Annotated in this window: 9 protein-coding genes; 7 read left to right on the top strand and 2 right to left on the bottom strand. The window is 47.2% G+C overall.

Annotated features, from left to right (window positions below; translation table 11 throughout):
• Positions 1 to 9: 9 nt before the first annotated feature.
• The 6 genes from QUA88_RS06490 (at position 10) to QUA88_RS06465 (ending at position 7,868) form a co-directional block, all read left to right on the top strand.
• Positions 10 to 720, top strand: a complete 711-nt coding sequence (locus QUA88_RS06490; RefSeq protein ID WP_333270877.1) for a M15 family metallopeptidase — start codon at positions 10 to 12, stop codon at positions 718 to 720.
• Between the two features lie 434 nt (positions 721 to 1,154).
• Entirely contained in the window at positions 1,155 to 2,225 is a 1,071-nt protein-coding gene (locus tag QUA88_RS06485; RefSeq protein WP_333209822.1) for a glucose-1-phosphate thymidylyltransferase, read from the top strand.
• Between the two features lie 304 nt (positions 2,226 to 2,529).
• A complete protein-coding gene (locus tag QUA88_RS06480; RefSeq protein WP_333057946.1) occupies positions 2,530 to 3,063 on the top strand; it encodes a hypothetical protein in 534 nt (177 codons plus the stop codon).
• Positions 3,064 to 3,316: 253 nt separating this feature from the next.
• Positions 3,317 to 5,446 carry a glycosyltransferase gene (locus tag QUA88_RS06475; RefSeq protein WP_333270873.1) on the top strand — a complete coding sequence of 710 codons (2,130 nt, stop codon included), beginning with the start codon at positions 3,317 to 3,319 and terminating at the stop codon, positions 5,444 to 5,446.
• A gap of 170 nt (positions 5,447 to 5,616) precedes the next feature.
• Entirely contained in the window at positions 5,617 to 6,687 is a 1,071-nt protein-coding gene (locus QUA88_RS06470; RefSeq protein WP_333057944.1) for a glycosyltransferase family 1 protein, read from the top strand.
• Positions 6,688 to 6,785: 98 nt separating this feature from the next.
• The gene (locus tag QUA88_RS06465) at positions 6,786 to 7,868 is read left to right on the top strand and encodes a glycosyltransferase family 1 protein (protein ID WP_333057943.1); all 1,083 of its coding nucleotides are present in this window, start codon (positions 6,786 to 6,788) and stop codon (positions 7,866 to 7,868) included.
• 106 nt (positions 7,869 to 7,974) lie between these two features.
• Here the strand turns inward: QUA88_RS06465 and petG are convergent, their stop codons facing one another.
• Positions 7,975 to 8,094, bottom strand: coding sequence for a cytochrome b6-f complex subunit V (gene petG / locus QUA88_RS06460; protein ID WP_006632329.1), 120 nt, complete (start codon positions 8,092 to 8,094; stop codon positions 7,975 to 7,977).
• 180 nt (positions 8,095 to 8,274) lie between these two features.
• On the opposite strand from petG, the gene QUA88_RS06455 reads away from it, so the two are divergent.
• Positions 8,275 to 8,655 carry a cytochrome c gene (locus tag QUA88_RS06455; RefSeq protein WP_333057942.1) on the top strand — a complete coding sequence of 127 codons (381 nt, stop codon included), beginning with the start codon at positions 8,275 to 8,277 and terminating at the stop codon, positions 8,653 to 8,655.
• 64 nt (positions 8,656 to 8,719) lie between these two features.
• Here QUA88_RS06455 and QUA88_RS06450 read toward each other — a convergent pair whose 3' ends face one another.
• Positions 8,720 to 14,092, bottom strand: a complete 5,373-nt coding sequence (locus QUA88_RS06450) for a DUF4347 domain-containing protein (RefSeq protein WP_333270869.1) — start codon at positions 14,090 to 14,092, stop codon at positions 8,720 to 8,722.
• Positions 14,093 to 14,521: the final 429 nt, after the last annotated feature.

Below are 14,521 nucleotides of genomic sequence, written 5' to 3'. Positions count from 1 at the left end.
CACCTTGATATGAAACCATACCAGCAAATAGCGATCGACGAATGTGGCGAACCTTTAGTCCCTATTCCAACAGAACATTTTGTCTTTGAAATGCCGCACCCTTATCAAAAGTTGGGTGCTCCCTATCACAATAGCAAAGCAGATTCGCCTTACTATTTGCGGCAAGGAGTTGTAGATAGTTTAATCGCAGCTCAAACCCAGCTACAGCAAAATCATCAAAATTGGAAAATTCTGATATTTGACGCTTATCGACCCGTGGAAGTGCAGCAATTTATGGTAGATTATACTTTTAATCAAATTGCCATAGCTCAAGGCTGCGAATTTCCGGTTTCCGAAGACAAACGCCAAGTGATTATAGAACACGTATATCAATTTTGGGCACTACCCAGCCTCGATCGCGCAACGCCGCCCCCTCACAGTACAGGTGCAGCTTTAGATATAACTTTAGTGGATGAAAACAATCTGCAAATTGATATGGGTTCTCCGATTGATGAAATATCAGAACGTTCTTATCCAGATTACTTCTGTAATAGTAAGGATCCGAAAAAACAAGAATATCACCGTCGCAGGAAAATATTAAAAGATGCGATGATAGCTGCGGGTTTTCAGCAGCATCCAAACGAATGGTGGCATTTTTGTCTGGGCGATCAGATGTGGGCTTGGTTGACAAATCAAAACAATAGTGGTAGTCAATTGATTGCCCGATATGGCCGCTATTAAAAGGGTAGACAATTAAATCGGGACGGGCGCACTTGCAACCTTAAGAAAGGGTTTTTTTGACAAAAAACTCAGCTTTTAACTGCTTCCTGTGGCAATAAACCTGGTTTCTGACCGAAAGCATCGAGGATACCCGCCACGTGATTCATCCGTCCAGAAATAAAAAACCTGTATCCGATGAAACTTGCCGAACGTATTTATCTCGCGCAAGTCAATTCTAAAATCTAAAATCTAAAATCTAAAATCTAAAATCTAAAATCGATTGAAACTCTGTGTGTCCAGCACTATAAAAGTATGAGCAAAATAAATCATTGGTGTCAGGAGACACTGCAACTATTGCCAGCGGGGTAGCGGTAGTTTAAAATCAACAAGAGCAACAAGTGCAGGCAATAGTTGCCAGCACCGCAAACCCTAAAGCATAACTCAGAGTTCACCCAATGAAAGCACTCATCCTCTCTGGCGGTAAAGGAACACGCTTGCGTCCCCTCACCTATACGGGTGCTAAGCAGTTGGTTCCTGTAGCAAATAAGCCGATACTGTGGTACGGAATTGAAGGAATTGTGGCGGCTGGGATTACGGATATTGGGATTATTATTAGTCCCGAAACCGGGGAAGAGGTGAAGACGAAAACAGGAGATGGATCTCGCTTCGGTGCGAAAATTACTTATATCTTGCAAGCAGAGCCGGCAGGGCTCGCTCACGCGGTAAAAGTTGCCAGACCGTTTTTGGGCGATTCTCCATTTATTATGTATTTGGGAGATAACTTAATTCAGAATCAGTTAGATCCGTTTTTAGAGATTTTTAACACGCAGAAACTAGACGCTCTGATTATGCTGCGTCCCGTTTCCAATCCCTCTGCTTTCGGTGTGGCAAAAGTTGATGAGAAAGGCCGAGTTTTGCAGTTAGTAGAAAAGCCCAAGGTTCCGCCGTCCAATTTAGCACTGGTGGGGATTTACTTTTTTGCTCCTACTATCCACGAGGCGATCGATCAAATTCAACCTTCGCCCCGGGGTGAACTCGAAATTACCGATGCCATTCAACAACTCATCAATAAGGAAAAACAGGTAGAAGCCTGCAATTTAGAGGGTTGGTGGCTGGATACGGGTAAAAAAGATGATTTGCTGAGTGCAAACCAAATCATTTTAGATAGCTGTATCGTAGCTTCAACTGAATTAAAAGTAGATGCGAAAAGTCAAATTATCGGGCGAGTGCAAATAGGAGAAGGAACGGAAATCATTAATTCTACAGTTCGCGGGCCAGTGGTAATTGGGGAAAATTGCCGCATAGAAAATTGCTTTATCGGGCCTTACAGCAGTATTGCCGATCGCGTGACGATGATTGATGCTGATATCGAACACAGTGTAATATTGCAAGGGGCGAAAATAGTTGGCATTCACCAGCGAATTGTTGACAGCGTGATCGGGCAGCGAGCTCAACTCACCAATGCACCGGCTCGTCCAAAAGCTCTGCGGTTTATGATTGGTGATGACAGTCAAATTGAGTTATAGCAATCCTTGCAGGAGTCGTCAACTTTTTACCCCCCCCCAACCCTCCCCGCGGGTTCGGGGAGGGAGTAAGAAATTCACAAATGATTTAGGATTGCTATAGCTTAAATTGAGATATTGCCAATATCGGAAGCAATAATCCTGATTTAGCAAGAGATAAATTTTCTTGTGGGGAGTAGGGGTTGGGCATCCTGCCCGCCCTTGAACAGGCTTTCCGGCCTGTTCCACAATTAATTACAATGATGGAAACAGCAAAGATTCCTGTTCCATAATAAGTCATAGTAAGTTATCTAAAGGAGAGGAAAGTTTGCAGTACGAAGAAATACCAACTCAACAGATAATACATAAATTGCGGCAAACTTTGGAGCCGCGAATTGGTATTGCTGAGCTGTCGCTGTTGGGAACAGAAAATAGTGCGATCGCCCAAAATGAAGATGACGAAGATATCGCCCTTTTAAAAGCAGGTTTCGACATTTATAATATCCCCATTACCTCTTACCAAAGGCGACTCGGTTCCGCAGTCATCGTCGTTAGGAAAATAGTCCGAAAATTGCTCAGACCGGTACTCGAACGACAAGTAATTTACAATTTTGCTAATACGCGGGTCGTGCATACATTAAGCACACAATTGCAAAAATTGCAAGAAAATCAACAAACTATCTTTGAAAAAATTGAATCGGAATTCAGCAGCGAATATCCCGAAGTTACAGCACAGCTTGAGACTCAACAAAGAGCGATCGCAACTTTTCAGTCTGAAATAGAGCAAATTAAAGCAGTGCAGCAGCAACATACTGCTATTTTAGAGAAGATTACCGCTCAATTGCTCGATCGACAAAAATAAAGCATCAAAGATGACCCAAAATAATTTGGTCACAAGGCCCCAGATTTATTCGCGAGAGCAATGCTTCAATGCTTCAATCAAAAATCGAAAATTATTCAATTCCTCAATCTAAAATCCTAAATCCCAAATCGAAAATTCCTCAATCCTTCAAATTTTCAATGATTCAAATTTTCAATGATTTAATCCCAAATCGAAAATTCTTCAATCCTTAAATTCCTCAATCTAAAATCTAAAATCTAAAATCTAAAATCGAATGACTGCACTGCCCATATGCTCGTTAATTATAGTCAACTATAACGGTCTGCGCCACACGAAAGATTGCTTAAAATCTCTACAAAAACTTGCGTATCCCGAATCGCAACTTGATTTAATTGTAATTGATAATTGTTCTCAAGACGATTCCGTTAATTCCCTGCGCGAACTATTTCCCAAAGTTCGGATTTTTGTCAACTCCGCCAACAACTTTGCGAAAGCCCTCAACCTCGGCATCAGCGAAGCAAAAGGGCAATATATCGGGTTTCTAAATAACGATGCTACCCTTGACAGTCGCTGGTTAGAGATTCTTGTAAAACGGCTAGAAACTAATAAAGAAGTAGGTGCGACTAGCGGCAAATTGTTGTTTAAAGACGGGCGAATTAACAGCGCTGGTATTCAGCAATTACCTAATTTTTATTGGCAAGATGTCGGTTTTGGCGAAAAAGATGCGGGACAGTACGATACAGAACGGGAAGTCGAAGGACTTTGTTGGGCGGCGGTGCTTTTCCGCAGGAAATGTCTGGAAGATGTGGGGCCGATAGATGAAGATTTTGTGATGTATTTTGAGGATGTAGAGTTTGCCAAACGCTGCCACAAACGCGGTTGGAAAATGCTTTATACTCCCGCCGCTATCGCCCATCACGAGTATCGGGGTTCGAGTAAAGGCAGCAAACTCACCGAGTATTTCTGCAACCGCAATCGGTTTTTGTATTTGGCGAAACATGAACCGTTGCAATTAGTATCTTCAATTCATACTTCAGATTTTTTTACCCATAAGCAGTACGATTTGCTGTTCGAGAGTTTATTTGTAGCGATTAAAAAACTTCTAGATTATCAGAAACCAGAAATCATCGAAACTGTATTGCCACAGTTGTCGGAAAAGTTGGCGGTGATTTACAGTCGGATGAAGATCGATCGCATTTTGTCTCGCTTACAGGTGGTTCGGGGCGATCGCAAAATGTCGATCGCCATTTACGATCACGGACTGCATTTTATCGGCGGCGGTCAAAAATACGTCGCTACCCTCGCCTCGCTGCTGCAAAATGAATTTGACATTACTTTTATCGCCAACAAACCAGTTGCTGTTTCCGATTTAGAATCCTGGTACGGACTCAACCTTTCAGGATGCAAAATTAAAATTATGCCCTTGGCGTTTTACGATAAACGCGGAATGCAGTGCATCGATTCCAGCATCATCGTGGAAGATATGGAAAATCCCTTTGATGAAATTGCCAGAGAAAGCAAAAACTACGATATTTTCATCAACGCGAACCAACTGGAAAAAGTTAAACCACTGTCGCCAATTTCAGTATTTTTCTGTCACTTTCCCAATACCTTCCGCAACCGTCACTTTGCTGTAGATGATTACACTTTCATTATTGCCAACAGTCAATTTACCGTCAAGTGGTTGGAGAAACGCTGGAACCTACAGCCAACTTTTCTGCTTTATCCGCCCGTAGAAATGGCAACAGTTAAAGTGCCGAAAGAAAACATCATTTTAGCTGTGGGACAGTTTGAAGCTGGGGGAACAAAAAAGCAAATTGAACTAATTAAAGCTTTCCGCAGTTTGCTAGCGGATTATCCCGAAGATTTTCAAGGATGGCGACTAATCTTAGTTGGCAGCAGCATTCCGAAAAATCCTTATTTAAAGACTGTTCAGAATTTATTGAAGCAAGATTCAAGGGCGATCGAGCTAAAAGTCAATGTTGACTTCGATGAGGTAAAATCGCTTTATGCTAGAGCAAGCATATTTTGGCACGGCTGCGGTTTGGGTGAAGTCAATCCTCAAAGATTTGAGCATTTCGGGATGGCGACTGTGGAAGCAATGCACAACAGTTGTGCTCCGATTGTTTTCAACGGTGGCGGCCAACCGGAAATTGTGGAACATGGGCGATCGGGCTTTGTGTTCAATACCGTTGAGGAACTGTGCCAGCATTCACATCAACTAATTGTTAATCCCGATTTGCTAGCAGAACTTCAAGCTGGTGCACAGCAACGCAGTCAGAACTTTAGACTTGCACATTTTGAGAAAAAAGTCAATAGTTTTTTTGATATTATTCACCAAGAGTATGCTACAATTCGGCTGCCAAATCCTGCCGATATAGCTCAAATGCTCGATCGAACTTAAAGGCTAATTAAATAGTCCACCAGGGGTTAAAACCCCGGGCTCAAAGCTAAAGTCCTCTTGCATAGGACTAATATCAAAGTCGATTTTATTAGCGTTTTCTTTAGTCCGCGTAGGCGGACTTTGTATGTGTAGTCGCGACTTCCAGTCGCCGGATATCTTTCCCTAAAATCATGTCTAATTCACTGTTAATCAATTTGTCCTTCTTAACACCCGAACCAACTGGAATCGGGACTTACGCCGCTAATCTTTTCCCGCAACTGGAACCGCTAGAACCAACATTACTGACTTCCCAGCAAATTAACAATTATACTTGCTATCAAATCCCAGAAACTCTGACACCGGATCGAGGGTCAAAAGGACAAATTAACAGGCTGCTGTGGACTCAATTCAACTTGCCAAAAATTTACAAAAAATTGCAGTCAAGCCTGATATTTTCCCCAATTCCCGAAGCACCTTTATATTCCGGCTGCCGCTACATCGTCACAGTTCACGATTTAATTCCTTTGCGATTTCCCCAACGGTTTTCTCGATTAACAGCTTATTTCCGCTACTACATACCGCAGGTTTTGCGACAAGCAGAACACATTATTTGCGATTCTCAAGCAACGGCGGCAGATGTTGCTAACTTTTTCCAGATTCCGTCTAAGAAAATGACCGCCATTCCCCTAGCTTGCGATAATATTAATTTTAGATATCTCGACTTGCCCGCCAAAAATTATTTTCTTTATACCGGCAGACACGATCCTTACAAAAACTTGGAGAGATTAATTGCTGCATTTGCGAGTTTACCCGATCGCGCAAACTACGAATTGTGGCTAGCAGGGCCTCCCAATGCCTACACGCCGCAGTTGACAGCACAAGTTGAAGAATTAGGTTTACAATCTTTGGTAAAATTTCTCGGTTACGTTTCCTATTCTCAATTGCCCGTACTGATGAATCAGGCGATCGCCCTAGTTTTCCCTACACTTTGGGAAGGATTCGGCTTACCAATTTTAGAAGCAATGGCTTGCGGCACACCAGTCATCACATCCAACCTGTCATCAATGCCAGAAGTAGCCGGAGATGCCGGATTATTAGTCAATCCTTACAGCATCCCAGAAATAGCCGAAGCCATGCAAACAGTAGCCACAGATTCAAAAGTGCGATCGAACTTAAAAACTGCTAGTTTAGCCAGAACATCTCAGTTTAGTTGGCACAAAACCGGAAAAGCAACCGCCAACATCTTACAACAATATCTTTAAATCTTCCCTCTCTTCCTTTCTCCTCTCTGCGTCCTCTGCGCCCTCTGCGGTTAAATAAAAAAAATCCCACCCAAAAACCGCACTCTACATATTATCCCATGCCCAATCCCCAATCCAACCTGCTCATCAACCTCTCCTTCCTAATTTCCAAACCAACCGGCTTAGCCATCTACGCCAAAAACCTATTTCCCCACCTAAAACCCCTCAACCCAACATTACTAACAGCCGAAAAAATTCCCAATAACAACTGCTACCAAATCCCCGCCAACCTAACACCCGAACAAGGAACCAAAGGACACATCAACCGATTGCTGTGGACACAAACCCAACTCCCCAAAATTTACAAACAGCTAAAATCTAACCTGTTATTTTCCCCAATTCCCGAAGCTCCTCTATTTGCAGGTTGCCGCTATATAATTACAGTACATGACTTGATAGCGCTGCGATTTCCCCGCCGCTTCGATCCTCTGACACCTTACCACCGCTACTACATTCCCCAAGTGCTGCGGCAGGCTCAACACGTCATTTGTGACTCTGAATCAACTGCCAAAGATATCGCTAATTTTTGCAATATTCCTACTAATTTAATTACGCCAATTTTCCCCGGATACGATACCAGTTTTTTCCGTTTTTTAGACTTGCCAACAAGCAATTATTTTCTTTATATCGGCCGCCACAATCCGTATAAAAACGTGCAGCGAGTTGTAGCAGCCTTTGCTGCTTTGCATGATAATTCCGAGTACGAATTGTGGATAGCAGGTTCGGAAGACAAACGCTATACCCCGCTACTGAAGGCGCAGGTTCAAGAATTGGGATTGGCCGATCGAGTAAAATTCCTAGATTACCTCCCCGCGGCAGACTTACCCAAAGTCATCAACCAAGCGATCGCCCTGGTTTTCCCCAGTCTTTGGGAAGGATTCGGGCTCCCCGTGCTCGAAGCAATGGGGTGCGGCACTCCTGTCATCACCTCTAACCTGTCTTCAATGCCCGAAGTGGCGGGGGACGGCGCGTTATTAGTCAACCCCTACAGCGTCGAGGAAATTGCCTCTGCTATGCAAGAGCTTGCAGTCGATGCCAAAGTTCGATCGCACTTGCGGGAGCTCGGTTTGGCTAGGGCAAAACAATTTAGCTGGGAAAAAACAGGCTTGGAAACTGCTGCTATTCTCGATCGATATCTTTAACAAACAAAGGCGAATAGCCCAACACGGATTTGGACACGGATACACGGATGAGTCGGGGGGCACTCAAGGCAGGGCGGGCACTCAAGGCACCGCCCCTACAAGCCTTTTACTTATTGATACCCAACTGATCGCCGCGCTTGTACTGCTGATAAGCAGCAAAAAACAGCCCCGCCAGAGTAACAAAGATTAGACCCAGAACAATACCTGAAAGTAGCGGTTCTACCATGAGAGCTCCTCAACGTTAAGATTTAACAACCTATTTTTAATATTACCAGCACTTACACAGATGAATTTTCCCAAAAGCAGCCTTCCGTGGGTCTCAGACCTTGCTCTCCCCGCTGCGAACGATTAAGCTATGTTATGAGAAATAAATTTTCTTGTAGATACTATTTTTAATTGAACTCCTTTGAATAACCAACTTGCCAGGAATGAAATTAAAAACCCGATCGAGCGACTTGCCATATTTGCGCTAGCGGTGTTGCTTGCCATCATCTTGGCAATTATCACAATACGTCAATTTCAAGTCGCCGATCCTTACGTCAAAAGCGTCCTATCCCTCACGGGCAACCCGTTTCAGGGTTCCGCCATCTTTCAAATGAACTGTGCGGGTTGTCACATCTCCGTTTCAGACAGTCAAGTCGGGCCCAACTTGCACGGAGTTTCCGAGCGCAAATCCGAATTGGATCTGATCCGGCAAGTCACCAGCGGGCAAACCCCACCAATGCCGCAGTTTCAACCGAGTCCGCAAGAAATGGCCGACTTGCTGAAGTATCTCGAACAAATTTGACCAAAGAAGGGGAACGGAATTCGTTCCCCTTCTTTGGCTGACACTCGAAACTTTGATCGGCAGACTAAACCAGCAAGTTAAAACTCTGAGCCGATAACTGGCTCGGCTGTACGCCCGTCAGTATAGCCAAAATCTGGTCGCTGTTGGCAATTCCGATCGCCGTCGAGCCATTAGTTTCGGTTAACGACAGTTGATTGAAGTCCAAGCCTCCCACCAACTCGATCGAATCAACTCCTGCAGTGAAGTTGAAAATCGTGTCAATTCCTCCCCCCGCTGATAAGACAAAACCATCGCTGCCACTGCCACCGACGAGGGTATCGCTGCCAATGCCACCAAAGAGCAAGTTATCGCCGGTGCCACCAAAGAGCAAATCATCACCGCTGCCGCCAATTAAGGTATTGTTACCGTCGTCGCCGCAGAGAGTGTCATTGCCTTGATCGCCAAAGAGCACATCGTCGCCAGCGCCTCCCAAAATTACGTCATCGGCTTTGCCCCCGTACAATAAGTCATTGCCTTCGTCGCCAGAAATAGAGTCGTTGCCACGATTGCCATAAATCGTATCGTTACCGCGATCGCCAAAAATCAGGTCAAACCCTTTGCCACCAAAGAGAGTATCGCTATCGATGCCTCCATAGACAGTATCGTTGGCCGTATTGCCATTGATATAGTCACCGCCCCCTCGACCAAAGATCAAATCGTTGCCGCTCAACCCGAAGATAGAGTCACTGCCAGCACTACCCACGATCGTATCGTCCCCGTTAGGGCCATTGATCACATTACCCGCGGTCGGAGTACCTGGTTCAGTGGGAGTAGCTATCCTGGGGAAGTTCTCAGGGCAAACCAAATCTGTCGGTACAGGTTCCGGTGTCGGTGTCGGCGTCGGTACAGGTGCAGGCGTCGGCGTCGTTACAGGTGCAGGTGCAGGCGTCGGCGCAGGTGCAGGTGCAGGCGCAGGTGCAGGCGTCGGCGCAGGTGCAGGCGTCGGCGCAGGTGCAGGCGTCGGCGTCGGTACAGGTGGCAGTGGCACTGGCGGCGGAGTCGGCGTCGGAGTCGGAGTCGGCGTCGGAGTCGGCGTCGGCGGCGGCGGCGCTGGGAAGTTCCCGAAGTTGATGCCCGTAACAATAGCGCCTGAAGTTAGGGCGATGTCGGCAGGGTCGGGTGTGCTTTGGGTAAACCCAGTTTGGTTGACTTCCCTGACGCGGTAGGTTCCCGGCGTTAGGTTCGCGAACAGGTAGTTGCCACTGTTGTCTGTGGTAGTAGTAACAGGAGCAGGAGCAGTTCCAGCTACGACATTGGTTAACTGAATTTGGAAATTGGGTAAACCCGGTTCTCCAGCATCCTGAGTGCCATTGTTGTTGGTGTCTTGGAACTTCAGACCTCGGATCGCCCCCGGTTGGGGCAGGAAGTTGCCGAAGTCAATGCCTGTGATGTTATCCGAGGGATTAACCGTAACGGGAGCGGGGTTAGGGGTCGTCTGCGTCCAGCCGTTTTGCTGGACTTCCCTTACCTGGTAAGTACCTGCAGGTATATCTCGCAGAGTGTAGTTGCCCGCTGCATCAGTGATGGTAGTCGGTTCGCCCTGCTGAAAGATGCCATCGGGAGTGATACTGTCGAGGAATATTTGCCAGTTAGCTAGCCCCAATTCTCCGGCATCCTTAACGCCGTTGTTGTTGAGGTCATTGAATTTTTGACCGCTGATAGTGCTCGACTGGAAGTTGCCGAAGTTGATATTAGCGATATCTTGACCGCTGGTGACAGTGATGTCCGCCGGGTCGGAGGTAGTTTGCGTCCAAGTAGGCTGCAAGACTTCCCGCACCTTATAGGTTCCGGCTGACAAATCGAGGAATTTGTAGTTGCCGGTGGCATCGGTGAGGGTGTTCGGTTCCCCAGTGTCGAGAGTACCGTTATCGTTGGTATCGAGGAAGAATTGCCAGTTGGGTAGTCCTGTTTCTGCTGGCGCATCTTGGATGCCATTTGTGTTGAGGTCATTGAACTTCAGACCGCTAATCGAGTTGGGCTTGAAGTTGCCGAAGTTGTTGTTTTGGGAGTCTGTGCCGCTGGTGACGGCGATCGTAAACGCGCCGGGAACAGTAGGCCTAGCTGGGTTGACGGGGGGTACAGTTTGCGTCCAGCCGGTTTGTGGCACTTCCCGCACTGTATAAGTGCCGGCTGGCAGGTTGGTGAACTGATACTTACCGGCGACATCGGTGACGGTGGCGTTGGTGCCTGTTTCGCCTGGTATTGCATCTTGGCTGCCGCTGTCGTTGGCATCCAAGTAAATTGTCCAGCCTCCTAGCGGTGGTTCTTCTGGCCCATCTTGGATGCCATTTTTGTTGAGGTCATTAAATTTGATCCCGCTGATTTTGCCTAGTTGGAAATTGCCGAAGTTTTGAGCCGTAATGTTTGTGCCGCTGACCGGGTTAATTGGATAAAAAGTCGGGCCGGCGGTTTGTGAGAAACCATCCGGCACGTCTTCTCTCACAAAGTGCCGACCGGAGCCGACGTTGGCAAAGCTATACGTCCCAGGCGCCGCTGGCGCTGTACCGGTAACTTGAGAGGCAATTTCCGTATCACCGCTATCTAAAGTGCTGTTATCGTTAGTATCTTTGAACAAGCGAATGGTAGTGCCGTTGAGGGGGGTGTCGTCAGCAGAGAAGCTATTACCTGTGAGGTCGGTGAATTTGGTGCCGCTAACGGTGATGTTTTGGAAAATGCCGAAGTTTTGACCGGTGACGGGAGTACCGCTTTGGGCGGTAACGGGAAGTGCGGCAGCGGGGAAAGAGATAGTGGAGTTGGCTGGGGCAGTGGCTTGTATCAGGTAATTGCCGGGGCCTATATCCGCGAATGTGTAATCTCCGGCTCCCGCAGTGGTTTGTGGAGTGCCCACAACCGTATCTGTGCCGACTTCTAGCGTGTTGTTGTTGTTGGTGTCTTTGTATAAAGTTACCGTGACGCCGTTTAATGTGGTGTCGGTGCCAAGGTCTAAGACTTTGTTGCCGACGAGATCGGTGTAGGTTTTGCCCGCGATCGATGTCAGTTGGAAATTGCCGAAGTTAGCACCCGTAACATCAGCAGTACCAGTCGTCACCGTTGGTGCTAAAGTCTGCACCCAATCGGTTTGTAACGTTTCTGCGATCGCTGTATTGGCCTTAGTATCCGTGAGAGTGTATTGGCCGAGAGTGGCAGCAACCGCAGATGTTACATTAGTCTTCGTACCTGCGGTAATAGTCCAGCCACCTAGACCTGGTTCAGTTGCCGCGGCACCTTGCAGGCTATCCCCGTTCAGGTCGTTGAATTTCTGACCCACGACCACTGGGCCGTACTCGTAAGCACCGATGTCAATATTCGGTTTGCTGACAAGAGTATTGTCAATTTTTCGAGGAAAGCCAGTACCTCGTTGGTCAAAAGCTGTAGCGCCCACTGCCGTTATTGTCGGGTCGCCCCCACCAATTGCAGGGTTGCTGCTAGTTGTGACCGGGCTGTTATCAACTAGGGCAAGGGTGAACGGGCCGGTAGTTGCACCGTTGAGTCCGGCAGAGGCTGCTGGAGCTAATACATTTGCCAAAGGAACCGTTAATGCCTGATCTGTGAAACCAGTGCTAGTGCCGAGAACCCCAATCAGGTTGTTATTTCCTGTGAATGTCCCTGTAACATCAGTGTCGGTAGTAGCAACGTTGCCAGCGACGATCGTGTTTTTGACTGTAACTGTACCGCCGTTGTTGTAAATTCCTCCGGCACTAGCAATCAGACTAGCCGGTGTGCCAACTGTGGCGGCTGTTGCAGAGTTATAAGCGATCGTGTTGTTAGTGAGGGTAGCTGTAGCACCTAAGTTGACGAAAATTGCACCACCTGCGGCTGTACCCGCACCTGCGGCAACATTACCAGCATTGCCACCCGTAACTGTGTTGCTATATAAGGTGCTGTTGGTCATGGTCAAAGTGCCACCGCCAACAAAAATCGCGCCACCTAAACCTGCACCGCCGCCGCCAGCAGTAGCACCAGCACCGCCAAAAGTGCCTCCAGCGCTTGCAATATTGCCACTACCGCCACCGCCGCCGAAGCCGCCAATGCCTCCAGCGCCGATAGCACCAAGCACCGCACCTGTACCAGAAGTACCGCCAGCACCACCGCCGCCACCAAAGGCGCCAGCACCGCCAACACCGCCATTGCCACCATTACCTGGAATACCAGTACCAGCAGGACCGCCACCGCCACCGGCACCACCACCACCGCCGCCACTACCGACAACACTACCAGCACCACCAGCACCACCAATGCCACCAGCACCACCGTTTGTGCCGCCAACACCAGTACCGCCAGTGCCGCCAATACCGCCAGTACCGCCAGCATTACCAGTACCGCCAGCCTCGCCATCTTCGCCAACCCCACCGGCAGCGCCATTACTTGGTAGACCATTTCTACCATTTCTACCATTTGTCCCTGCTGTGCCTCCAAAGACAGTAGCCAGATCCGCGCTACCACCCTTGCCACCATTCCCCGCCGCACCTGCACCGCCAACGGCAGAGTTATTAGAAAAAGTAACTCTGTCAACTGTGACTGTACCGCTGTTGATAAAAAGGGCGCCACCTAAGCCTGCGGCGCCACCACCACCGGCGGTTCCTGCGTTGCCTACTGCTTGTGCGGAATCAATGGTGAGGTTTGAGATGTTAAATGTTGTGTTATCAACTACAAAGGCACGGTTGTTATTGCCGCTGATCTTGAAACCACCGCCAACAATAGTGGTGGTGTCGGTAATTCTCGGCAATTGCCCTGCGAGGGTAATATCGGCAGTGAGAGTGATCGTGTCAATGCCACTGTTGATGTTGGCAACATTGATGGCATTTACCAGTCCGTTAAAGTCGCCAGTCCTTTGGTTCAAGTCAGCCAGTACGCCACTGTAAGCTTCCCTCGCCTCAGCCGAAAATGCCAAAGGTGTTTCAATGTTTCCCGTAGTTACTTCGAGTTCCCAATCTCCACCCAACGCAGCATTCCCAGTCAAGTTATCGGAAGCGGCAATATTTGCCCCGGTGAGCTGGCTCAGCCTTTGGACGAAAGCGACACCTGCTTCTGTGGCGGCGACGTTGCAACCGTAAAGTAGAATTTCGGGTTTAGCTGTAATTGAAGAGTTCGAGTTTGTTTCGGCTGCTGGCAAAGCAAACCATGTTTCTAAATAATTGCGGTAGCTTTCAATGTTGCACAGATTTAGTTCTGTTGCTCCCAGTTGCAAGCTGGCTGCTGCGCCGTGAGACAAAATGTGGACGGCTGCAATGTTTTTCCGCTGTTTAAGTGTTTCGGCAATTTGCTCAATGCCGTCGCGATCGGCTTTGAGAATAACAATTTCTGTATCGGAATTGACCGTTTCTGTTAAACTTTCGCAATCTTTAACTTGTGAATCAGCAAAAACTATTTGGTGTTTCCGTTCTTTATAGAGTTCCACGTTCAAATTCTCCTGGTACACGCACACATCAAATTCATATCACAAACCAACCGCAGCAGCGATCGAGCTTTCCCGCTGAGTGCGGATGAGAGTCGTTGGCGAAGCTTGCAGAAGAGGATCGCTCCTAATTTCACCTAACCTAACTTTCACCTAAATTGAATATTGACAAAAACTTTTTTTTATGCTGCCCTGCCATAACTGAGTTAGTTTGATTGTTTAGAAGTTTTATAGGGGGATATTGTTCCGGCTGTTACAACAATGTTGGAGAAGACGTGCGCGCTGTTTATTGATATGCCAGAGATGGAGAAAAAACCAGATTTTATAAAAATTGTCAATCCAATAGTTAATTGATGGCGATCGATATTTTTTAATCAAGAGTCATCAATCACGATTATTAGCTGTAAGCTGGTGTTATTTGGTAGTTGTTCC

Source organism: Microcoleus sp. D3_18_C2 (genome assembly GCF_036702395.1).
GTDB lineage: Bacteria > Cyanobacteriota > Cyanobacteriia > Cyanobacteriales > Microcoleaceae > Microcoleus.
This window is presented reverse-complemented; position numbering and strand designations above follow the sequence as displayed.

Excerpts from the sequence above, each read along its gene's own strand:
- QUA88_RS06490 (WP_333270877.1), top strand. The coding sequence starts at position 10 with ATGAAACCATACCAGCAAATAGCGATCGACGAATGTGGCGAACCTTTA.
- QUA88_RS06485 (WP_333209822.1), top strand. The coding sequence starts at position 1,155 with ATGAAAGCACTCATCCTCTCTGGCGGTAAAGGAACACGCTTGCGTCCC.
- QUA88_RS06475 (WP_333270873.1), top strand. The coding sequence starts at position 3,317 with ATGACTGCACTGCCCATATGCTCGTTAATTATAGTCAACTATAACGGT.
- QUA88_RS06470 (WP_333057944.1), top strand. The coding sequence starts at position 5,617 with ATGTCTAATTCACTGTTAATCAATTTGTCCTTCTTAACACCCGAACCA.
- QUA88_RS06465 (WP_333057943.1), top strand. The coding sequence starts at position 6,786 with ATGCCCAATCCCCAATCCAACCTGCTCATCAACCTCTCCTTCCTAATT.
- petG (WP_006632329.1), bottom strand. The coding sequence starts at position 8,094 with ATGGTAGAACCGCTACTTTCAGGTATTGTTCTGGGTCTAATCTTTGTT.